Annotated in this window: 17 protein-coding genes, 1 tRNA gene, 1 rRNA gene and 1 riboswitch; of the genes, 2 read left to right on the top strand and 17 right to left on the bottom strand. The window is 47.4% G+C overall.

The genetic code is table 11. The annotated features are described in order from the left end of the window. Window positions 1-183: 183 nt before the first annotated feature. The 5 genes from B5E77_RS04920 to B5E77_RS04900 all read right to left on the bottom strand — a co-directional run bounded on the left by B5E77_RS04920 (window position 184) and on the right by B5E77_RS04900 (window position 5094). A 16S ribosomal RNA gene (locus B5E77_RS04920) occupies window positions 184-1716 on the bottom strand. A gap of 310 nt (window positions 1717-2026) precedes the next feature. Further along, window positions 2027-2115: transfer RNA gene (locus tag B5E77_RS04915), tRNA-Ser, on the bottom strand. A 205-nt stretch (window positions 2116-2320) separates the two neighbouring features. Continuing rightward, the gene (locus B5E77_RS04910; RefSeq protein ID WP_087164271.1) at window positions 2321-2971 is read right to left on the bottom strand and encodes a GDSL-type esterase/lipase family protein; all 651 of its coding nucleotides are present in this window, start codon (window positions 2969-2971) and stop codon (window positions 2321-2323) included. 217 nt (window positions 2972-3188) lie between these two features. Beyond that, window positions 3189-4367: a phosphoribosylaminoimidazolecarboxamide formyltransferase gene (locus B5E77_RS04905; protein ID WP_087164252.1), complete on the bottom strand. Its 1179-nt coding sequence runs from the start codon at window positions 4365-4367 to the stop codon at window positions 3189-3191. Between the two features lie 4 nt (window positions 4368-4371). Further along, entirely contained in the window at window positions 4372-5094 is a 723-nt protein-coding gene (locus B5E77_RS04900) for an IMP cyclohydrolase (protein WP_087164251.1), read from the bottom strand. 52 nt (window positions 5095-5146) lie between these two features. Continuing rightward, window positions 5147-5226, bottom strand: a riboswitch (ZMP/ZTP riboswitch). Between the two features lie 199 nt (window positions 5227-5425). Here B5E77_RS04900 and B5E77_RS04895 point away from each other — a divergent pair. Both B5E77_RS04895 and mgrA read left to right on the top strand, forming a co-directional pair. Then, window positions 5426-6208: a hypothetical protein gene (locus B5E77_RS04895; RefSeq protein ID WP_143468579.1), complete on the top strand. Its 783-nt coding sequence runs from the start codon at window positions 5426-5428 to the stop codon at window positions 6206-6208. A gap of 118 nt (window positions 6209-6326) precedes the next feature. After that, window positions 6327-7328 (top strand): L-glyceraldehyde 3-phosphate reductase, encoded by a 1002-nt coding sequence (mgrA, locus tag B5E77_RS04890; RefSeq protein WP_087164249.1) that lies wholly within the window; start codon window positions 6327-6329, stop codon window positions 7326-7328. Between the two features lie 107 nt (window positions 7329-7435). Here mgrA and B5E77_RS04885 read toward each other — a convergent pair whose 3' ends face one another. The 12 genes from B5E77_RS04885 to gyrA all read right to left on the bottom strand — a co-directional run bounded on the left by B5E77_RS04885 (window position 7436) and on the right by gyrA (window position 21353). Beyond that, a complete protein-coding gene (locus B5E77_RS04885) occupies window positions 7436-8008 on the bottom strand; it encodes a hypothetical protein (RefSeq protein ID WP_087164248.1) in 573 nt (190 codons plus the stop codon). 58 nt (window positions 8009-8066) lie between these two features. Beyond that, window positions 8067-8978: a GNAT family N-acetyltransferase gene (locus B5E77_RS04880; protein ID WP_087164247.1), complete on the bottom strand. Its 912-nt coding sequence runs from the start codon at window positions 8976-8978 to the stop codon at window positions 8067-8069. 37 nt (window positions 8979-9015) lie between these two features. Next, window positions 9016-9525, bottom strand: a complete 510-nt coding sequence (locus B5E77_RS04875; protein WP_087164246.1) for a GNAT family N-acetyltransferase — start codon at window positions 9523-9525, stop codon at window positions 9016-9018. A gap of 55 nt (window positions 9526-9580) precedes the next feature. Further along, a complete protein-coding gene (locus B5E77_RS04870; RefSeq protein WP_162609646.1) occupies window positions 9581-10879 on the bottom strand; it encodes a GNAT family N-acetyltransferase in 1299 nt (432 codons plus the stop codon). Continuing rightward, window positions 10876-11277 (bottom strand): DUF5655 domain-containing protein, encoded by a 402-nt coding sequence (locus B5E77_RS04865; protein ID WP_087164244.1) that lies wholly within the window; start codon window positions 11275-11277, stop codon window positions 10876-10878. The genes B5E77_RS04870 and B5E77_RS04865 overlap by 4 nt, the downstream gene beginning before the upstream one ends. After that, window positions 11274-11999, bottom strand: coding sequence for a lysophospholipid acyltransferase family protein (locus tag B5E77_RS04860; RefSeq protein WP_087164243.1), 726 nt, complete (start codon window positions 11997-11999; stop codon window positions 11274-11276). The genes B5E77_RS04865 and B5E77_RS04860 overlap by 4 nt, the downstream gene beginning before the upstream one ends. Window positions 12000-12002: 3 nt before the next feature. After that, window positions 12003-14777: a hypothetical protein gene (locus tag B5E77_RS04855; RefSeq protein WP_087164242.1), complete on the bottom strand. Its 2775-nt coding sequence runs from the start codon at window positions 14775-14777 to the stop codon at window positions 12003-12005. Window positions 14778-14781: 4 nt separating this feature from the next. Then, window positions 14782-16335: an ArnT family glycosyltransferase gene (locus tag B5E77_RS04850; protein WP_087164241.1), complete on the bottom strand. Its 1554-nt coding sequence runs from the start codon at window positions 16333-16335 to the stop codon at window positions 14782-14784. 105 nt (window positions 16336-16440) lie between these two features. Next, window positions 16441-17967 (bottom strand): DUF4153 domain-containing protein, encoded by a 1527-nt coding sequence (locus tag B5E77_RS04845; protein WP_087164240.1) that lies wholly within the window; start codon window positions 17965-17967, stop codon window positions 16441-16443. Window positions 17968-18045: 78 nt separating this feature from the next. Then, on the bottom strand, window positions 18046-18273 hold the full coding sequence (locus B5E77_RS04840) for a helix-turn-helix domain-containing protein (protein ID WP_087164239.1): 228 nt from the start codon (window positions 18271-18273) through the stop codon (window positions 18046-18048). Window positions 18274-18284: 11 nt separating this feature from the next. Then, on the bottom strand, window positions 18285-18734 hold the full coding sequence (locus B5E77_RS04835) for a DUF2975 domain-containing protein (RefSeq protein WP_087164238.1): 450 nt from the start codon (window positions 18732-18734) through the stop codon (window positions 18285-18287). A 114-nt stretch (window positions 18735-18848) separates the two neighbouring features. Next, window positions 18849-21353 (bottom strand): DNA gyrase subunit A, encoded by a 2505-nt coding sequence (gene gyrA / locus B5E77_RS04830; protein ID WP_087164237.1) that lies wholly within the window; start codon window positions 21351-21353, stop codon window positions 18849-18851. Between the last annotated feature and the right edge of the window lie 2 nt (window positions 21354-21355).

Here is a 21355-nt window from a genome sequence, read left to right as displayed (position 1 = left end):
GGGCTTAACCATCGTGTTCGGGATGGGTACGGGTGTGACCCCCACGCGCATCGCCACCGGAAATCTTTTCAGCTCTCGCGAGCCTTCATAACTAAACAGTGCTCTGACACATACATGTCTTCCTCTACTTCTTCTTCCGTTTTAGTTGGATTGCTCCAGACGGAAAAAGGCATTCTTCCTTAGAAAGGAGGTGATCCAGCCGCACCTTCCGATACGGCTACCTTGTTACGACTTCACCCCAGTTATCAGACCCGCCTTCGGCAGCTCCCTCCTTACGGTTGGGTCACTGACTTCGGGCGTTTCCAACTCCCATGGTGTGACGGGCGGTGTGTACAAGACCCGGGAACGTATTCACCGCGACATGCTGATTCGCGATTACTAGCGATTCCAGCTTCATGTAGTCGAGTTGCAGACTACAATCCGAACTGAGACGTTATTTTTGGGATTTGCTTAAGCTCACACTCTCGCTTCCCTTTGTTTACGCCATTGTAGCACGTGTGTAGCCCAAATCATAAGGGGCATGATGATTTGACGTCATCCCCACCTTCCTCCAGGTTATCCCTGGCAGTCCCTCCAGAGTGCCCGGCCAAACCGCTGGCTACTGAAGGTAAGGGTTGCGCTCGTTGCGGGACTTAACCCAACATCTCACGACACGAGCTGACGACAACCATGCACCACCTGTCTCGGCTGTCCCGAAGGAAAGGTGACATTACTCACCGGTCAGCCGGATGTCAAGACTTGGTAAGGTTCTTCGCGTTGCTTCGAATTAAACCACATGCTCCACCGCTTGTGCGGGTCCCCGTCAATTCCTTTGAGTTTCATTCTTGCGAACGTACTCCCCAGGTGGAATACTTATTGCGTTTGCTGCGGCACCGAATGGCTTTGCCACCCGACACCTAGTATTCATCGTTTACGGCGTGGACTACCAGGGTATCTAATCCTGTTTGCTCCCCACGCTTTCGAGCCTCAGCGTCATTTACAGTCCAGTAAGCCGCCTTCGCCACTGGTGTTCCTCCTAATATCTACGCATTTCACCGCTACACTAGGAATTCCACTTACCTCTCCTGCAATCTAGTCCGGCAGTTTCAAAAGCAGTCCCGAGGTTGAGCCCCGGGCTTTCACTTCTGACTTGTCAGACCGCCTACGCTCCCTTTACACCCAGTAAATCCGGATAACGCTTGCCCCCTACGTATTACCGCGGCTGCTGGCACGTAGTTAGCCGGGGCTTCTTAGTCAGGTACCGTCATTTTCTTCCCTGCTGATAGAAGTTTACATACCGAAATACTTCTTCCTTCACGCGGCGTCGCTGCATCAGGGTTTCCCCCATTGTGCAATATTCCCCACTGCTGCCTCCCGTAGGAGTTTGGGCCGTGTCTCAGTCCCAATGTGGCCGGTCACCCTCTCAGGTCGGCTACTGATCGTCGCCTTGGTGGGCCCTTACCTCACCAACTAGCTAATCAGACGCGGGTCCATCTCATACCGTCTCGGCTTTTCACACTGAATCATGCGATTCCGTGCGCTTATGCGGTATTAGCAGTCATTTCTAACTGTTATCCCCCTGTATGAGGCAGGTTACCCACGCGTTACTCACCCGTCCGCCACTCAGTCAAATATCTCTTCATCCCGAAAGAATCGAAGATAAGTGCTTCGTTCGACTTGCATGTGTTAGGCACGCCGCCAGCGTTCATCCTGAGCCAGGATCAAACTCTCATGTTTAAGTTTTCTCCAGGTCAGAAATCGCTTCTGGCAATCTCTTTCCCGTTTACTGTTATAATAGGTTTTGTTCTTTGAACAATTCTCTTTAGAATTTTCAAGGATTCTTAGCACTGTTCAGTTATCAAGGTTCGCTGTGCATCTTTCAGACGCAACTTTGATATAATATCATGTTTGTTCTCGGCTGTCAATACTTTATTTTGTATTTTTTCAAGAACATTTTCTGCTTTCGCAGTGGAACTATATTATATCATTCATCCCTCAGCTTGTCAAGAGCTTTCGAGAGCAAAAAAAATATCTTTTGAAAAGAAAACGGAGAAAGAGGGATTTGAACCCTCGCGCCGGTATTCCCGACCTACACCCTTAGCAGGGGCGCCTCTTCAGCCTCTTGAGTATTTCTCCTGAAGTTCGTTTTCCAAACGATATTCTTTTTTACGTCATCTCTGACGCATAGGTTATTATACTAAACGCATTTTTGTTTGTCAACAATTTTTTCGCATAGATTTTACATTTTTGGCTGTCTGGGATTAAAACTGTAAATCGGGGCCATACAGCCGGATTTCTGCCGCTTTTCGCAGTTTTCATTTCCTGCATTTTTCTGCGTTCATTACCTCTGATCCTGCTGCCTGCAGGTATGAAGCTCCCGAATCCTTTCTGCAAATCCTTCCGCCAGCCTGCGGTGGTTTTCTGCATCCAAATGAATTCCGTCAATCTCAGAGGCATCTGCATAATCAGAAGCATTCAGAAAATACGTGCCGTATTCCCGGCAGATTTTCTCCAGAGCTGCCGCCAAAAGCCTGGACTGCTCCAGACTGTATCTGTCAAAATTACCTCCCGGCCCTTCCTTCTCTACGATGCATTCCCGAAGCTCTGCCGGTGCAGCGATCAAAATGTCCGGAACACGGAACTCTTCCCACAGATATGGATTTTTAATGATCCTGATATATTCTTTGATTCCGGCCGCAATGTATTTGGCATTTGCGTGGAAAGCCGCTTTCAGATCGTTGGTCCCCAGCATGATGATGACCAGATCGACAGGCTTATGAGACATGAGAATCATTTTCAGGCTGTCGATCCCGCACCGTTCCCGTCTCGCTGCTTCCATAAAAACCGCAGTGCGCCCGCATAGTCCTTCTTCTATTATCTCATCCTCCGGAAACCATTCTCCAAGAAGCCTTGTCCACCTGTTTTCATGCCGGCACCCTGTTCCCGGGCTGTATCCCCAGGTATTGCTGTCTCCAATACATAAAATCCGCATCTTTTCCTCCTGAAATGTGGAATCTGCTGCTGCAAACCTTATATTGACAAAGATATGATTTACTGAGATTTCTCCGAAAAGCGCCCGTAAAGACGGATGGCAGGGGAAAGCTTCCGCACTGCCATCCAAATCCGAACACTGAAATCTGCATACTCAGATTTTACTCCCCTTGTCAGCTCAGGGCAAGGATTCCTGCTTCATGTAATCAGAAATAATCTTAGTGATGGAACAGGCGGATTCCTGTAAACGCCATCACCATTCCATATTTATCGCAGGTCTCTATCACCAGATCATCACGGACCGATCCGCCCGGCTCTGCAATATATTTTACACCGCTCTTTTTCGCACGCTCAATATTATCGCTGAACGGGAAGAACGCATCGGATCCCAGCGTGACATTTTCCATCTTATCGAGCCATGCGCGTTTTTCTTCTTCTGTAAATACTTCCGGTTTTACCTTGAAGATCTTCTGCCAGGCTCCCTCAGCCAGCACGTCCATATACTCATTTCCGATATAGACGTCAATCGCGTTGTCTCTGTCGGCACGTCCGATTCCGTCTACAAACTGAAGGCCAAGCACCTGAGGACTCTGGCGCAGGAACCAGTTGTCAGCCTTCTGACCAGCCAGGCGGGTGCAGTGCACACGGGACTGCTGGCCGGCGCCTACGCCGATAGCCTGTCCGTCCTTCACAAAGCAGACAGAATTGGACTGGGTGTATTTCAGGGTGATAAGGGCCACCTTCATGTCGCGTTTCGCAGACTCGGGAAGCTCCTTATTTGCCGTCACGATATTGGAAATCAGATCATCATTGATGGAAAGCTCCTGGCGTCCCTGCTCGAATGTCACTCCGTAGACCTCCTTGTGCTCAAGAGGTGCAGGACGGTAGGCTTCATCTATCTGGATCACCACATAATTTCCTTTTTTCTTCTGCTTCAGGATTTCCAGAGCTTCTTCCGTAAATCCCGGAGCAATCACGCCGTCAGAAACCTCTCTCTTTATAATAGAAGCGGTATCCTTATCACAGACATCAGACAGAGCGATAAAATCGCCAAAGGAAGACATTCTGTCTGCCCCTCTGGCTCTTGCGTAAGCACAGGCAAGCGGAGAAAGCTCTCCCATATCATCCACCCAGTAAATCTTTTTCAGGGTATCATCAAGGGGAAGGCCGACTGCAGCTCCCGCCGGGGACACATGCTTAAAGGAGGTGGCTGCCGGAAGACCAGTCGCTTCCTTCAGCTCTTTTACAAGCTGCCAGCCGTTGAAGGCGTCCAGAAAGTTGATATAGCCGGGCTTTCCGCAAAGAACCGTGATCGGCAGATCGGATCCGTCCGCCACATAGATTCTTGAAGGCTTCTGATTGGGGTTGCATCCGTATTTCAGCTGCAGTTCTTTCATGTTCTTACTCCTCCTGACCATTTTTATTTTTAATGATAGTATGGGTTACTCCTGTGGCAATATCGATATAGCGCACAAACAAAGATACCTTGTTATCCTCGTTGAGATTATTCCAGAGCATGTTTGTAAACTTTTCCATATCGTTCGGAATGGCTACCAGCTTCGGCTCTCCTTCAAAGCTGGGAAGAGGATTTCCATCGCCCTTGTAGGTATGGATAAAATGACCCTCGCCAGCCGCACAGTCATTATAGGCAAAGGTGAATCTGAGGCAGGAAGACGGATCTCCATTGTTGCTCTTTAAAATAGAAAGAGCGTAGCTGTATTTTCCGCCTTCTACATGCATGATTCCGGATATACGCGGCGTATAGTTGGGTGCGTCCGGCTCAAACTCGCGGGAACGTAAGGACTGTTCGAAGGTCAGCTGCTTATCCATGCCTTCATAGATTGTATCTGTCTGATCTCCATTTGTGACAATCGTTTTATTTCCCAGCACGCGCACCGGCGCATAGATAATCAGGCTGGGATCGGTGAGCTTTGAGGGATCGTAGGCCTGTGTGCGGATTCCCTGTCCATCCTCCACAAAGATTCTGTTTCTGCTGTTCTCGCTTCTGCCCATGATAAAATAGGCTGCGACTGCGCTTCTTCCGTCCTCTGAGCGTCCGAGAATAATCCCTCTGCCGGGATAGGAATTACTCTTCAGCTCTTCTGCCAGTGAAATCATTTCCATTGCGTTCTCCTCCTTGTTGTAAGCTGTAACAAAAAAAGCCTAACCTCCAAGCGTATCATGCCCAGACGGTCGGCTCCTCATCCCTTATACTCCCTGTGGTTTCTTCCACTTCCGTCAGTCGTATAATTAACTTTAACATAGCATTTTCAGCGGATCTTGTCAAGTCCTGCGTTTTGTGTTTATACTGTTTTTATAACCTTCTTATAATGCAGTTTTCCGCTTTTAGTATGGAGCAAAACATAAAGGAAGTCGAAACTTTTATTTTGTGCTGCCAACTGAAAAGATGATTTTATAAAATATTTATACGGATAATCAAACGTAGGATATTCAAATGAATAGAATAACTTCAAAAAATATCAGGCAGATTCTAATTCCTGCTATGGAGGAACATGGGTTTACTCACGCTTTTTATCCAGATTGCTGTGTATTTGTAAAAAGAAATGAGGAAGGGGGAAAATTGGAAAGAATTACAGTTACACAATTTGAATATTATAAATGTATAAAAATAGAAATAGATATACTCCCCACATATCTGCATCTTCCTTTTATTGATGAAAAGAATGTTATTATTGAGAATAGGAAAGTAAAAAAATCATCTTTAGAAGGATGGATTTATAAAACAGAAGAAGATATAAAACAGATACTGGAAATGATAAAAGAGTCTTTGGAAAAAAAGGGCTTTGAGTATTTGGATATAATTCTGAATGATCCGGAGGATCTGTATCCGACATACTCCGAATATAAGGATATGTATGAAAACCATGAAAAATATCTAAATGACTTTAAAAAAGAATACGATTTTAATGCGGATGATACAGACAAAGCGCTGGAGGCTTTGCAGAAGGCGCTGGATGATTTTCCGAATCGCATTACTGAAGAAAATCGAAGCCAGCTGCTGCCTGTCATAGCGGCATATGGAGCAATTTTTGTCGCGAAAGGCGGAAGATGGACATGGAACGAGGATTCAAAAAAATCTATGATATCTTATCCTCACAAAAACTTAAGTGTAGACCATATTATCATACCAGCTTCAGAAATCTATGGAGGCATCCAGGGAAATCGGAAACACAGCATTTGTAAAGCTATAGCAAAAGAATTGAAGTACATCAGATAATCTTCACAATCATAATCAGCAGAAACCATACTCTCAGCTGACAAGAGCAAACACGCCTTTTGTCAGCTGGGGGTATTCAAAATTCATGAAAAAACTATTCACAAAGGAGAATTCAATCATGTACCAGCCATCACAAACCCGCTATGATTCCATGAAATACAAAAGCTGCGGCAAGAGCGGCCTGAAGCTTCCGGCTGTCTCTCTCGGCCTGTGGCACAATTTCGGAGATACGGCCGATTATGAGAATATGAAACGGCTGCTGTTTACAGCCTTCGATCACGGAATCACGCACTTTGATCTGGCAAATAACTATGGACCGGCTCCCGGAAGCGCGGAGCTTCACTTTGGAAGGATTCTGAAAGAGGATCTGGCTCCTTACCGGGACGAGCTTCTGATCAGCACCAAGGCCGGATATGAAATGTGGCCCGGTCCCTATGGAAACTGGGGCAGCCGCAAGTACCTGCTCGCCAGCCTGGACCAGAGCCTGCGCCGGATGAAGCTGGATTATGTGGATATTTTCTATCACCACCGCATGGATCCGGACACTCCGCTGGAAGAGAGCATGGGCGCTCTGGCCCAGGCAGTAAAAAGCGGAAAGGCTCTCTATGCAGGACTCTCCAATTATGACGGAGAGACTATGATAAAAGCATGCCGGATTCTCGAGGATCTGCGCTGTCCCTTCGTGCTGAACCAGAATGCCTACAATATACTGAACCGGACTATAGAAAGAAATGGGCTGAAGCAGGCAGCCCTGGAAAAGGGAAAAGGAATCATCGCCTTCAAGCCGCTGGAGCAGGGACTTCTGACCGACCGCTACCTGAACGGTATTCCGGAAGACAGCCGGATCCGGACTGACGGCCGTTTTCTCCATGAGGATGCTCTGACTGATGCGAAGCTGACTGTCATCCGCCAGCTGAATGATCTGGCCGCGGAGCGCGGTGAGACGCTGGCCTGTATGGCTCTCAAATGGGTAATGAAGGACGACGCCGTGACCGGCGTTCTGATCGGTGCTTCCCGGCCGGAGCAGATTCTGGAAAACCTGAAGGCTCTGGAAGGCGCGCCGCTGTCTGCGGAAGAGCTGAAAAAAATTGATGAGCTTGTCCAGCCTCTGCTGGCCTGACTCTCCTGACAAGGCAGAAACAAATTTATCCGGGGGAAAGCCTGGAACAGCTTTCCCCCGGAATTGATCTTATATTATTCTATTTTTATTACTCTGCTTTCTTTCTCTCAGTCCTCATAAATGGACAGAACACCATAATATTTCATGATCGTTGAGGTATCCTGCACATACTTTCCTACATCCTCCGGGCCGTACCGAAGCAGGTAATAATCCATGTCATGCAAAAGCCTGTAAATATTAACGGCATGCTCTACCTCATGAGTATCTGCCGCCAGCCTTGTCTCATCGATGACTTTCTGCAGATCATTCTGCAGGTCTTCGTCATTTACAGAAGCCTTCATATCCTCCAGCAGATCTATAAAAGCATCTGCGTCAAAGCTATTGTAGGCAATTACCTGTGTCCCATATTTGGAATAAAATTCATCCTCTGTGAGATTTTCCTCTTCCACAACCTCTTCCTTTTCCGGTCGCACCGGTTCTGAATCAGTCTCGTCTGTATTCTCTTCCATATCTTCTACGCTTTCCTCTGCTGATTCTATACTGTCTTCTGCCACGCCTGCACTGATCTCTGTCTCATCCAGTGTGTTTTTTTCATCTGCTGAGCCATCTGCCGAACATCCTGACAAAAGAATCAGAAAGCACAACAGGCTGACCGTCTTTATTCTTTTCATTTTCTTCATTTGCTCTGATCCCTCCCGTTTACTTTACAGCATTCTGTATTTACACCCTCAGAAATATCTATTCTGCCTGCAGTCCTTTTTCCTCTGTCAGCAGGTAGGCCGTATATGCTTCTCCTCTGTGATACCCCAGCTTTTCCGCAAGCTCTGCGGAAATCTCTGTATGCGCATCCCAGCTTGGATACAGCCCCCTGTCCAGGCATTCCAGAATCAGCCGCGCCGCGCAGGCGCGGCCCAGTCCCCGGCGCCGGTATTCCTCCTTCGTATCTATCTCAATCTCTATTCCTTCCAGATAGCGGGAATAGGAGGAGGCTCCAGCGACTGGCTCCTTTCCATGGCAGGCCACGACGCCCAGCCCCCATCTCTTATACATTTCATAATCCGGAAACTGAGAGACCAGGTCGCGGCTCCATTCCTTCTGCCTGCACTGATCGTAATATTTTTCGTCTATGAGATGCAATTCATAGCCTTCCGGCAGAGCCGCCGCCATGCGCTCCAGCTTTTTCCTGCCTTCTCTATTCCAGATGTCCGGTTCCTTTTTGATCGCATAGCGTGTGATCCTTTCGACGCTGCACCCATAAATATGCCTATATGTATTTTCGATCAAAAGCTCCCAGTCCCTGCTGCGCGGTACGAGAATCTGAAAGCCTGCTGCCTCCCTGTATTCCTTCAGGCGGTTTTCACATTGAGAAGTCTCTGCTTCCGGATAATAAAGCAAAAGATTTCTGGAGGGTTTTCCTGCCAGAAATACAAAATCTCCAAGCATCGCTTTTGCAGACAGGGGATTGTCCGGATTTTCCGTTTCCCGTAAAGCCTTGTTTTTTGAGAAACCCAGCCCTTCCGAATTTCTCGATTCCGGGTACTCTGCGTAAAGAGAGCCCATGATCCCCTGCAGGCAGGACCAGATCATCGTCTCCTCCCATCCGTCAAAAAGCTGCCTTACCTTCTCCGGATCTGTTACTTTTAAAATCATCTGCCGCTCTGATCCTCCATTTTCTGCTTTGATCGTTCTAATTCTCCCGGATTCTGGAATACAGCTTCATGTCAAGAATCCGGCCATTTTTTACCGCGTTGCTGCGCAGCACTCCCTCCAACTGAAAGCCTGATTTTTCGAGCACACGGCAGGAAGCCTTGTTGTAAGCAAAGGGCTCTGCAAAAATGCGAAGGATATCTGTCCTTTGAAAGACGTAATCACAAAGCTGGCAGACTGCCTCTGTGGCATATCCCTTCCCCCAATACGGCTCTCCAAGATAATAACCCAGTTCCGCTGTCCGGTAATGGATGTTTCCACAGCGGGAAGCGGAAATGCTTCCGATCAGCTCCCCTTCTGCCTCAATGGCAAACGCAATGTTTTGATCGGGATCAGAAGCCAGCATTTCAGAAATGAATACCTTTGCATCCGCTTCCCCATAAGGAAATGGCAGACCATCCCGCAGATTATCCTGAACCTTTTTGTTATTAATAAGCTTAGCCAGCGCAGGAGCGTCCGACAAAGCCCATTCTCTTAAGCTTACTTTCATTTTCCACCCTCCCCTCCATTTTTTGAAAAGTTATCCACATTTATTTTCATTTTTATCAACCAAGTAGGATTCTTTTTCCGATCACTGCCGCCTTTGCATCCTTCGCATGGCCTATCTCCCCGGTCTTTGCTATGGGAAGTCTCTCGCCGGCATACTGCTTTACCAGCTCTTCCACAGCCGGTGAAAATCTGTTTTTTTCCATCTCTGTAAAGGTCCCCAGAAGAATGCCGTTTATTTGATCGAATACATGAAGCTGATTCAGCTGGCTTAGATATGCAGCCATTTTGGGAACGTCTCCCCCCAGGGCTTCCAGAAGCAGTATCTTTTCATTCATATCCGGCCAATATTCCGTTCCCGCCAGCTTCAGAAGACAGCGGATATTTCCGCCGATCAAAACTCCCTCCAGGCGTTCTCCCTGAAGAAACCGGTAAGAGAACTCAAACAGATCCCGCCTGCCCTTCAGCAGCGTATTTTCAAAGGCCACCCTCCGCGCCTGGCCCTCCGGAGAGACCAGATTCTTTACCTGATACAGGACAGAGCTTTTTCCTGTCTTTGCATAAATGGCATTGATAACCGTCGTAAGATCGCTGTAGCCCCAGAACTCCTTTCCACTTTTCGCAATCAGATCGTAATCCAGATATGGAAGTATCTCATTTGCCAGGTCTCCGCCGGATATATCGAATATCACCCGGATCTCCTCATCTCTGTAAAAATTCAGCAGGCTCTGTGCCCGCTGCCTGGCTGTTCCGCTGTATACAGAGCCTGCCTGATAAATGTAATCGCCAAATACCGGAACCACCCCGGCACTTAAGAGATATGATTTCAGAGCTTCAAGCGTTACCGCTGCTTTTTCAGGCTGCCCGTTTGAACAGCAGACGATCCCGGCCTTATATCGGAAAATTTTATTTTCCTCTTTTTTGTTCCAGGTCATTCGATATTCCTTCTTCCCGGTATCCTGACCAAGCTGCTCTTCCCGAATCTGGAAGCCCTCTCTTTTATAAAAACGGACAGCCCCTTGATTCTCTGCAAAAACATGAAGCTCCAGGCTGTCCCGTATTTCCTTTATGTAATTTATCAGAGCTTTTCCGATTCCGTGGGACTGCCATTTTTCCGCAACAAAGAGACCGGCAATATAATTGCCGTCCAGTCCTGCAAAGCCCAGTATCTGATTATTTTTCTCCCCGCAGGCTACATAAACTTCCGCTTCTGAAAGAGCCTCCTTTACCTCCTGATAATGGCCTTTCCAGTAATCCGCCGGTATAAAGCTGTGGGCCGCCAGATTCACATGGAGCCAGATCTCTATCACCTGATCCAGATCCTGCTCCTCTAATGCCCTTATCCTTTGCTTTTTCATCGCTTTCCATCCTTTTTCCGTCCTTTGGACGCTGAAAACTCTGCCGCCTCCCGGATCCATCCCATCAGCTCCTCATCAATCTCTTCGGCGGAAGCGATCACCACATGGTGTGTCCATCGGTTTGGATAGGCTTCCGTAGCTGCGGCAATCCGGGGGGATTCCACACGATGCTCCAGGCCAAAGGTTACGACCAGATACACCGGCGGCAGCTCGCTCTTCTTCTTTACCCGAAGCAGAGAGGCGCAGGCAAACACCTTCGGGTTTGTAAAGGTAATCTGCGTCTTCTGCACCCGTACATTCACATTTTCGATCTCCGAAAAAATACGCTCCTCCAGCGCTTCATAGAGAAACGCTGCGTCGGGCATAGACTCAAAGAAAAACAAGACGTCCTGATTCATGCCTGCTCCTCCTTTTCCGCCTCTTCGATACATGCCACAATCTGATCCCGGACCAGCCTTGCAATCTCTGTGGACTTCATATCCTTATATTCCTCATAGGAAAGAGGCTTCAGAAAATGAACCTGAACCGTTACGGGCCGGATACTGTTCGTATCAAAGGCCTGGTAGGAGTTCAGCATGGCGACCGGTACGATGGGGCACCGGGCCTTCATGGCGCACTTAAAGCTGCCGCCCTTAAACTCCCCGGGATGGTTTCCCTCCTTTGACCGGGTTCCTTCCGGGAAGATCAGAAAATTCCTGCCGGATTTGACTTCCTCTGTGACCTCCTGAATCACCTTCAGGGACTGGCGTACATCATCCCGGTCCATAAATTTCGCCTTCATGATGGTGAAAATCTGTTTCAGGAAGAAGATATTTTTCACTTCGATTTTCGCCACGACAGAGAACGGCCGATCACTGGCTTCTATGATGGAAAGCACATCAAAAAGTCCCTGATGATTCGGAAAAAACACAAAGCTTTCCTCACGCGGGATATTTTCACGTCCGTGAACGTCGATTTTTACCCTCCCGCCCTTATTGGCATGCACCGTCACCTTCTGGAGAAGGGCATATTTTTTGTCCTCCGGAATTTCATCCGTATGCTTTGCATAAGAGCAGAGCTGATACCACCAATAAGGCACAAACGGAAGACTGTAAAGCACCATCAAAATGATACGCCACATAGCTTAACCTTCGCTTTCTTTCAAAGTTTCAAACTCCAGCGTCACAGAAATCTGCTTTCCGGGCAGACTGCTGCTGATAAAATCGATCATCATGCTCTGAATCTGATCGGAATAGCTCCACCAGGGGCTGGTCGTCAGCGGAATCAGGAAGGTTCCCTCGCCGCCCTCGAAAATAAATCTGTGGCTTTCCTTGACGCCCTTTCCTTCATCCATAAAGTAAACTACGCCTTCAAACTGCAGCTCCTCCTCAGAACCACTCTGATCCTCCACCATGATTCGCAGGAAAGGAATCTCCATTCCAGTCTGGTTTTCGTCGAAGGAATACAGAAAATAGCTTTCTTCCGCAGAAAGAAGATATTCGTCTCCACCGAGCTTTTCCGCATTTGTATCCACGAGATTCATTTCCAGAGGCAAATCCTCTGTCTCCTGCTCTTCCAGATACTCATTTCCCCACACCAGAGGAAGATCGCCCAGCCGCTCAATGTGCATGATTTCTCCAAGCTCTTCATAAGCCGGCTCAAACTGCTCTCTCACCTCGTCGCTGTTGGTGAGGAAAATGATATTTTTATATTTGCACGGCGTATAATTTGCAGCCAGGTATTGATACAGATAGTAGTTCCGGGTGCTTAAGGATCCGGAATCATGGATCCAGGCAGGATAGACCGCAATGATCTCCGGCTGCTCTTCCTTCAGAACTTCGATGGCCCGTGTCTGCATCACCTTATTATTTGTATTATAGGTGCTGCTGAAGGGAAGAAGATTTTTCTTATCCAGAATGTTGTAATGGGAAAGCTGATTCGTCATATCTACAAACTTCAAATCTGCACAGAGATCATTTGCCAGCTCGTTCAGGTTCATCAGCTCTTCCTTCTGCTCTTCTGTAATATAGATATCGCCCAGACCTTCGATCCCTGTCTCTTCCGCCGACGCATACACATATTCTTCCGGAATTTCTTCTCTCGCAAATACATTTGCCGGCATCGTCAGAAGATTGGAGCCCTTGGACCAGACCGTACACGCAAACAGAAACACAGTCATAACAAGAGTGCAGACAGAAGGCTTTCTCCGAAGCGACGGAAGAAAAACCATCAGAAGCAGAAACAGGCTGCAAATCGTCGTGACGATGATCCCTCTTTCTCCAAACTGCGTCCGGACGAAGGTATAGCGGATGATGATAATATTGAACAGGAACAGGAAAATCAGGGCATAGGCCGCAATTTTCTTTTCTTCCCCCTTCTTTCCCGCCAGGTAAATCAGCGCTGCCAAAAGAGAAAACACAAAGCCAAAGGTCGCATACCAGACGAAGGGACTTACCAGCTCCTCCATCAGCATATCTCCCGTGGTCTCGAGAATCGCCTGTGAATTTTCCACAATATAGCGGAGAATCGCGATAAACATGGGGATAAAGCAAATTCCCAGGATCAAAAGCGGAATATACCAGGGAAGGATTTTCTTCCTTACCTCCTTTTCATTCAGGCGCAGTAAGATCTTCCATCCCTTTTCATGGATTCCCTCCCAGAGCACCATGGGAAGCGCCGCCAGAGCCAGGGCTCCGCCGATCGAGGAGTTCCAGGCGATCGAAAGAATCGAAATAAAGGTCCAGCACCAGAGAAGACGCGGAAAATCCTTCCGTACCTTTTTTGAAAATACAATCAAAATAAAGGGCAGCGCAAAGGCCCAGCGCACATAGTAATATTTGTCTCCGAAAAGTGAGAACAGCAGAATGCAGAGCAGGGCCGCCAGCTTATTTTCTACAAAATAATAGTAAACCACAGCCGTAATCAGCGCGATCACGACACAGCCCATGACCATGGCCGGTTCGAAGCTGGCATAGGTTCCATCGTAAAACAGGTACCAGACCGCAGCCTGAAAATAGTCGCAGACTCCGTGAATCGGCATCGTGTCAATATAAGGCACAGTTCCGAAATTCAAAAGCTGATGAAGCGGCTCTGAAAGCTCCCCGTAATGATACATCTCAAGGGGCAGGCCCGAGATCGTTCCCCTGGGAAGCGTATAGGACGCAAACACAGCCAGTGACAAAAAGCTGCTCAGATAGACAGAAGGCCTTTCCTTTTTTCTGTCTCTGAAAAAAATCTTCCAGATATTCACGATCAAAAGAATCCCTGCACAAAAGGCTGCTGCCGCCTTCATCTTCCAGGAATCATACTGCACAATCACCTGACCGTCACGTATATATTCATAGCGCGCGATCCATAGAAAGCACAGCGGAAGAAAAAGCTGGATTGCCGCAAGCGCATGCTTCATGATATGCGTTTTTCCACTTCGGATATACAGATAGGACAGAGTGCCCGCTGCGATCAAAACCAGGATCTGCAGGTATGGAAAGACAGTTTCTATCCATGAGATTCCTCCCTCCGCCATCTGAATCATCTTGCAGATCGCAGCCAGAGAAAACTCTGAAAACAAAATCAGAAATACAATAAATTCCGCCTTCTCATATTTCTCATGGAAGCCGGCTTTATACTCTCTGTCCCTGTCAAAGCTTCCTGCCAGCCAGCTGCACCTTTTGGACAGCAGGGTCAGAAGAACAGAAAACAGCACAAAAAAGATCAAAATTCCAGCGATCACAAGATTTGCCAGCGTCATATCTCCCTGTTTAAAATATCCCGTCCAGGTCGTATAGCCTGTGACAAACTCTTCATATTCCGGCGTTCTCTGATACTGGACGCGCATAATGAGCCAGGAAACCAGGGCCGTAGCTGCCAGAGATAAAAACGCTGAAAGCACACATATCCTCTGTGAAAAATATTTCTTCATAATCCTATCGTTCCTCCGCTTTTTCTCTGTTCCTGTTTTTTATCCCGCTTTTCCTGTCTGCCAGAAGCTTCAGGAAATCTGCAGCCTCCGCAAGTCCTGCCGCGGCACAGGGAAGCATACATACAAAGTATGGAAAAATATACTGGGATTTCGCTTCCCACAGCGTATGGAAGAAAAATCCGCCCAGAATTACAAGAGGCAGGAAAAGCTGCTCCATTTTCCAGACCTTCCGGTATCTCCACAAAAGAAACAGCACCGCCCCATAGACAAGGCTCTGAAACAGATTCATGTATTCTTCCAAAACCGTATAAAGCTTTCCGTCATAGATGCTCTGTACAATCCAGGAAAAATCGCCGCTGTGAAACTGATTAACCCAAAGGGCTTCACAGGTAGGCTCATTCCACTGGGAAACCGTCTTTTTATAATAAAATCTTACAGCATAGAACGGATCATCTAAAAATTTTTCTGCTGATTCCGCAATCGCTGCTTTTGCTATAGCGCTGCTCTTTTCCGCATCACAGCCGGTCTCCAGAAACGTATTATAGTTAAATTCATTGTACCAGCCCTCAGCGCGTTCCCCTTCCTGCATTCCCATGGCGATCCAGAGGGTTTTTGGCATTCCGCTTCCGATCTCCATCCCGGAACGGGATTCGTAAAACGCTGTGAGCCCCCGGCTTAAAAGCGCGGAGGCCAGAAGCAGAATTACGGCAGCCAGAACAGGCTTCCAGTTTTTTTTCTCGAAGGCCTTATAAAGCAGAAGAATCACCATGGCTACGAGAAAGATACTGTAATTATTTTTAACCAGAATGGAAATTCCAATCAAAATCCCTGACAAAACGGCATACAAAATCCTGTTCTTTTCGAGAAATCTAAGCAGCAGATAAAAGGCTGCCAGGGCAAAGGCCAATCCCAGCATAATGCCATATAGAAACGTGGTATACAGGATTATCTGAATGCAGGCGGCCGATCCGATCAGAACCAGGCAGTCCGCTTTTCTGCTGTGAAACTGGCAGTCTGTGATCTTGTAGAGCAGATATACCACAGCTCCATTTGCCAGAGCAGTCAGATAGCGGAAAGCATTCCAGTTTTCTCCCCCGGTCAGCCGGTAAAGAGCCTCCAGAATCGCGGCAAGCCCCAGCTGGTTCGGATAAATCTGCATATATTTTTCCGGCTCGAAGAAAAGAAAATTGTTCTGCGTCATCAGGTACGCAACCCACGAGACAGCCTTCTGATCCGCCTCCGGATAGGTATGGCTGACGTTTACCCACAGAATACTCACAGCCGTCACAAAAATCACCGCTGCAGCCGCAAGAATTTTAACCGGTATTTTTTCCAAAACTCTCTTTTTATTCAAAAAATAGAGAACAGCCAATACGAACGCTATCCATATCAGGTTGATCAGCAGATGATCCATACGGTACCGGGGACGCTCTCCAAAAAAATCTGACTGATTGAAATATGCGGTGCTGACAAGGCTCACAATCGTCAAAAAGAGCATAAAGGCTATGGACAGCCAGACGACGATGCCCCTGCCTCCCCGCAGAATCACATTTTTCATTGATTTCTCCAAAAAATATTTTAGATCCAGATATCACTGACCCTTTTTTGATTTAAAGTAATTATAGTATAATTCTGACCGCTTGTCACCAGAAGAATCACATTTTCAATCCGCCGCGGGCTGCTGCCGGCCGGAAGCAAAATACCGGTCCGCAGCCTGTACGCCCAGATAGTGAGAAAGATTAAATTTACGGATCCCTTCCTCCCTGTATTGTTCCATATCTTCAAAATAATCCTTCAGCATTTCATCCGCCAGCTCTGTCTTCTCCATTTCACCGGAAGCGGCGTCGGCATAGACCCCGGCGGCGTCTGTGGAAAGCGTCATCAGATAAGAATTTTCACTGGTAATATCGAAGCCCTTCTGAGAAATGTTATATTCTGCAATAAATGCGTCCATATGGCTTAAAGAAAGAATCACATAAACCACTGTAACCACCACTGTACTGAACCGGAACAGAGGAAATTCCTCCTTGTAAATACTGCAGATCATGCCTCCCAGAATCACTGCGATCGCCAGAAGCGCCGCTATCACCAGAACACGAAGCCTGGTAAGCCCGTAGGCCTGGATATACAGACACATTCTGCAGGCTGAAGAAATCAGCATAATATACGTGCAGCCTGAGAGAAATGTCAGAAGGATTTTGAGAAGCCTGTGATTCCGGAACAATTCAATGCAGAGCAGCACAACTCCCAGATTCAGAACGCTTACAAACAGAAGCTGGAAAAATCCTTCTCTCGCAAATCCACTGTAGGTATATCCGGACGGAAGATCCATTCCCCCGACAAAAAGATAGGAAATCTGAATCAGGCAAAAGATCAGGTACACAATTCCTATTACTGAAAGAAAGGTGACTGCGATCACAGGTTCCAGGCTGCGTATATCTCTTTGCTGCTCTTTTATTTTTTTTCTTTTGACAGCGCTCAGCAGGCCAAAAAAGAAAAGGATTCCCCAGCAAAACATCATAGCTATCTTAATCAGGCGTTCTGGTATCGCAATCTCTATAAACAATGCTTGAAATACCTGATTAAGCAGATCTCCAAACACCTGGTCAGCAGAAGCCAGCATTGGCAGAATCAGGCACAAGAGAAGAAGGCCAATCAGCAGGCCAAGAAGGATATACACTGCGTTGGAGTCCTTTTTCCGCGCTTTACCTTCCGCTGATTTTTCTCTCCGCTGCCTTCTTCCCACCAGAAACACGGCCGGGAGATTTTCTATCATGGATATTCCGAATTCCAGAAGGCTTTCCACATATTTCAGAAATCTCCATTTTTCATCATGATAAGAATTGTGGACAAAAAGAATTCCATACAACAAAAAGCTGGCCGCCTTATTGAAAAATACAATCATTTCATTTCCGGTAAGACAATTGGAAAGACCCAGCAGAAAAACAGACACCATATAAAAGACAGAGCTTTTCTTCAGCTTCTGATTTTCCTTCTTCAAAAAATACAGATACATTCCCAAAAATCCTGCCGTAAAAAGCGGGTAGGTGATTCCCATATAATTGTCATACAGACAGAACACATAAAAGGCAGCAAATAAGACGCAAAGTCTTAGAAAAAAGGGCGCATTTACCCAGACTGCCGGTTTTCCGCCAGTTTCCATACCATCCATAATTCTATTTTCTTCCATTTTCAGTTTTCCTCCTTTTCTGTCATTTCAGCCGGCAGCCTCTGTATTTTCCGATCCTGCCCTTTTTTGACTCATTTTTTATAACTCATTTTTTCCTTCTTCATCCTCTACATATTCCAATATATCTCCAGGCTGGCAGTTCAGAACCCTGCAGATTTCATTCAGCGTGGAAAAACGCACTGCCTTTGCCTTATTGTTTTTCAGTATGGACAAATTGGCCATGGTGATATCTACCTCTTTGGAAAGCTCCGTCAGCCCTATCTTCCGCTTTGCCATCATCACATCCAGGTTGATCACAATCGACATTCCCGCACCTCCTAAATCGTCAGATCATTTTCCAGCTTATAGGTTACGGCCTGGTCAAAGACTCTGGCGAGCACCTTGCTGAAAAGCCCTGCGATAATAAAGACCAGAATAATCACAAGCATTGCCATCGTGACTAAAATAAAAAGCCGGAGGATGCTGGCTGCTACGATACAAAAGCTGTAGGTTCCCATTCTTCTGAGGCTTTTCACATTTTCTTCCACAAAACAGTCCTCATTCAGTACCGTAGAAAACATCCGCCTCAGCTCCAGAATGATCAGTACGGCAAAGATTCCTGAAATGAGAAGCAGAATCATCATGGGAATGTAATAGGTCTGGTAGTGCGGAATATAGTTTCCGACAAGCCTCAGTGAAAACGGCAGCGTCACGCAGACCAGTATTCCTGAATAAAACATAAAATCCAGTATTCCCTTCGTAAATTTTGCAAGCTTCAAATCCCTCATAGCGGCCTCCTGTAAACAAAAAATGCAGTTATCCCCTGTTTCCAGTTGATAACTGCATCATAGCACACTATTTATTTAAAATCAATATTTTTTTATTGTTTTTCAATAAATATTTTATTTTTCTTCAGTGGAAGGATCCGCATCCCCGCTTGAAGCTTCATCCTCTTCTTTTCCTGACTGTTCGCGCACCTTTGCGATGCTGGCAACGCTTACATTCTCAGAATCCACATCCATCAGCTTGACTCCGGAAGCAATCCGCCCTACGACGGAGATTCCGCTGCAGGGGATCCGGATGATGATTCCCTCAGTGGTAATCAGCATCACCTCGTTGTCCTCATTCACTGCCTTGGCACCGATTACGTTTCCGGTCTTTTCCGTGATCTTGTAGCACTTAACGCCCTTGCCTCCGCGGTTCTGAGGCGTAAATTCATCCATTCCCGTGCGTTTTCCAAGGCCGTTTTCCGATACCACCAGAAGATATTCTCCCTGAGTGCGTACCTGCATGGCCACAACCTCGTCCTGATCGGTGAGATTCATTCCGATCACGCCCATGGATACACGGCCGGTAGCCCTTACGTCCGTCTCATGGAACCGGATGCACATACCGAATTTTGTAATCAGGAAAATATCCTGCTCATTGTCGGTATATTTCACCTCGATCAGCTCGTCATTTTCCCGCAGATTGATCGCCAGAAGCCCTGTCTTCTTCACATTCGCGTATTCCTGAATCGAGGTTTTCTTCACCAGACCGTTCCGGGTCGCCATAAATAAGTATTTTCCTTCGCTGTAGTCCCGGATCGGAATCACGGCCGTAATCTTTTCTTTCGGCTGCAGGGACAAAAGATTGATAATCGCCGTTCCCCTGGAGGTTCTGCCAGCCTCCGGAATCTCATAAGCCTTCAGACGGTAGACCTTTCCTGTATTCGTAAAGAACAGGAGATAATGGTGGGTTGAAGTCATCATCAGATCTTCGATATAGTCCTCGTTGATCGTCTGCATTCCCTTGACGCCCTTTCCGCCGCGGTTCTGGCTGCGGAAATTATCCATCGTCATCCGCTTGATATAGCCGAGGTTTGTCATGGCAATCACCACGTCCTCCTCCGGAATCAAATCCTCCATGGATATATCAAATTCATCGTAACCGATATGAGTCCGGCGCTCGTCGCCGTACTTGTCGGCGATCACCTGAATCTCATCCTTGATGACGCCGAGAAGCTTTTTCTCATCGGCAAGAATTCCCTTTAAGTAATTGATCTGCTCCATGAGATCCTTATATTCTGCCTCCAGCTTTTCACGCTCCAAGCCTGTCAGCGTGCGCAGCCTCATGTCCACGATGGCCTGAGCCTGCACATCATCCAGAGCAAAGCGCTCCATTAAAGCCTGCTTTGCCTCCTGGGTAGAGCGGGAGCCGCGGATAATCCGGATAACCTCGTCGATATTGTCAAGAGCAATCAGCAGTCCCTTCAAGATATGCGCGCGCTCTTCCGCCTTATTCAGTTCATACTTCGTCCGGCGGGTGACTACGTCCTCCTGGTGAAGCAGATAGTATTTCAGCATATCCAGAAGATTCAGCACCTTCGGCTCATTGTTGACAAGAGCCAGCATAATCACGCCATAGGTGTCCTGAAGCTGGGTATGCTTGTAGAGCTGGTTCAGCAGTACGTTGGCATTGACGTCCTTCCGAAGCTCTATGCTGATCCGCATTCCTTCCCGGCTGGACTCATCACGGATATCCGTGATGCCGTCTACTCTCTTTTCCTTGACCAGATCGGCAATCTTTTCGATCAGACGGGCTTTATTTACCATATAGGGAAGCTCTGTCACGACGATACGGCTCTTTCCATTTGCCATAGCTTCGATGTTTGTGACCGCACGCACGCGGATCTTTCCGCGTCCGGTCCGGTAAGCTTCTTCGATTCCCCTGGTGCCCAAAATCTCAGCTCCGGTCGGAAAATCAGGGCCCTTCACGATCTTGAGGATCTCCTCCATGGTCGTATCCCTGTCCTCCTCGATCCGGTTATCGATCAGTTTTACGACAGCCTTAATCACTTCACGCAGATTGTGAGGCGGAATATTGGTCGCCATACCGACTGCAATGCCTGTCGTTCCGTTTACCAGCAGATTCGGATAACGGGAGGGAAGCACGGTCGGCTCCTTCTCTGTCTCGTCGAAGTTCGGCACGAAATCTACTGTATTTTTATTGATATCAGCCAGCATTTCCATGGAAATCTTGCTTAAGCGTGCCTCTGTATAACGCATGGCCGCCGCTCCGTCTCCATCCTCGGATCCAAAGTTTCCATGGCCGTCTACCAGCGGATAACGGGTAGACCATTCCTGAGCCAGGTTTACCAGCGCTCCATAGATAGAGCTGTCTCCATGGGGATGATATTTACCCATGGTATCACCGACGATACGGGCACATTTTCTGTGTGGCTTATCCGGACCGTTGTTCAGCTCGATCATGGAATAAAGAACTCTTCTCTGTACCGGCTTTAAGCCGTCACGGACGTCTGGAAGCGCACGGGCCGCGATTACGCTCATGGCATAATCGATATAAGAATCCTCCATGGTCTTTTTCAGATCCACGTCATGAACTTTATCAAAGATATTATCCTGCATTC

The sequence above is a fragment of the Lachnoclostridium sp. An131 genome (assembly GCF_002160825.1).
GTDB lineage: Bacteria > Bacillota > Clostridia > Lachnospirales > Lachnospiraceae > Laedolimicola.
The sequence above is the reverse complement of the archived record's forward strand: the minus strand, read 5'-3'. Positions and strand labels throughout refer to the sequence as shown.

Excerpts from the sequence above, each read along its gene's own strand:
- B5E77_RS04910 (WP_087164271.1), bottom strand. The coding sequence starts at position 2,971 with ATGCGGATTTTATGTATTGGAGACAGCAATACCTGGGGATACAGCCCG.
- B5E77_RS04905 (WP_087164252.1), bottom strand. The coding sequence starts at position 4,367 with ATGAAAGAACTGCAGCTGAAATACGGATGCAACCCCAATCAGAAGCCT.
- B5E77_RS04900 (WP_087164251.1), bottom strand. The coding sequence starts at position 5,094 with ATGGAAATGATTTCACTGGCAGAAGAGCTGAAGAGTAATTCCTATCCC.
- B5E77_RS04895 (WP_143468579.1), top strand. The coding sequence starts at position 5,426 with ATGAATAGAATAACTTCAAAAAATATCAGGCAGATTCTAATTCCTGCT.
- mgrA (WP_087164249.1), top strand. The coding sequence starts at position 6,327 with ATGTACCAGCCATCACAAACCCGCTATGATTCCATGAAATACAAAAGC.
- B5E77_RS04885 (WP_087164248.1), bottom strand. The coding sequence starts at position 8,008 with ATGAAGAAAATGAAAAGAATAAAGACGGTCAGCCTGTTGTGCTTTCTG.
- B5E77_RS04880 (WP_087164247.1), bottom strand. The coding sequence starts at position 8,978 with ATGATTTTAAAAGTAACAGATCCGGAGAAGGTAAGGCAGCTTTTTGAC.
- B5E77_RS04875 (WP_087164246.1), bottom strand. The coding sequence starts at position 9,525 with ATGAAAGTAAGCTTAAGAGAATGGGCTTTGTCGGACGCTCCTGCGCTG.
- B5E77_RS04870 (WP_162609646.1), bottom strand. The coding sequence starts at position 10,879 with ATGAAAAAGCAAAGGATAAGGGCATTAGAGGAGCAGGATCTGGATCAG.
- B5E77_RS04865 (WP_087164244.1), bottom strand. The coding sequence starts at position 11,277 with ATGAATCAGGACGTCTTGTTTTTCTTTGAGTCTATGCCCGACGCAGCG.
- B5E77_RS04860 (WP_087164243.1), bottom strand. The coding sequence starts at position 11,999 with ATGTGGCGTATCATTTTGATGGTGCTTTACAGTCTTCCGTTTGTGCCT.
- B5E77_RS04855 (WP_087164242.1), bottom strand. The coding sequence starts at position 14,777 with ATGAAGAAATATTTTTCACAGAGGATATGTGTGCTTTCAGCGTTTTTA.
- B5E77_RS04850 (WP_087164241.1), bottom strand. The coding sequence starts at position 16,335 with ATGAAAAATGTGATTCTGCGGGGAGGCAGGGGCATCGTCGTCTGGCTG.
- B5E77_RS04845 (WP_087164240.1), bottom strand. The coding sequence starts at position 17,967 with ATGGAAGAAAATAGAATTATGGATGGTATGGAAACTGGCGGAAAACCG.
- B5E77_RS04840 (WP_087164239.1), bottom strand. The coding sequence starts at position 18,273 with ATGTCGATTGTGATCAACCTGGATGTGATGATGGCAAAGCGGAAGATA.
- B5E77_RS04835 (WP_087164238.1), bottom strand. The coding sequence starts at position 18,734 with ATGAGGGATTTGAAGCTTGCAAAATTTACGAAGGGAATACTGGATTTT.
- gyrA (WP_087164237.1), bottom strand. The coding sequence starts at position 21,353 with ATGCAGGATAATATCTTTGATAAAGTTCATGACGTGGATCTGAAAAAG.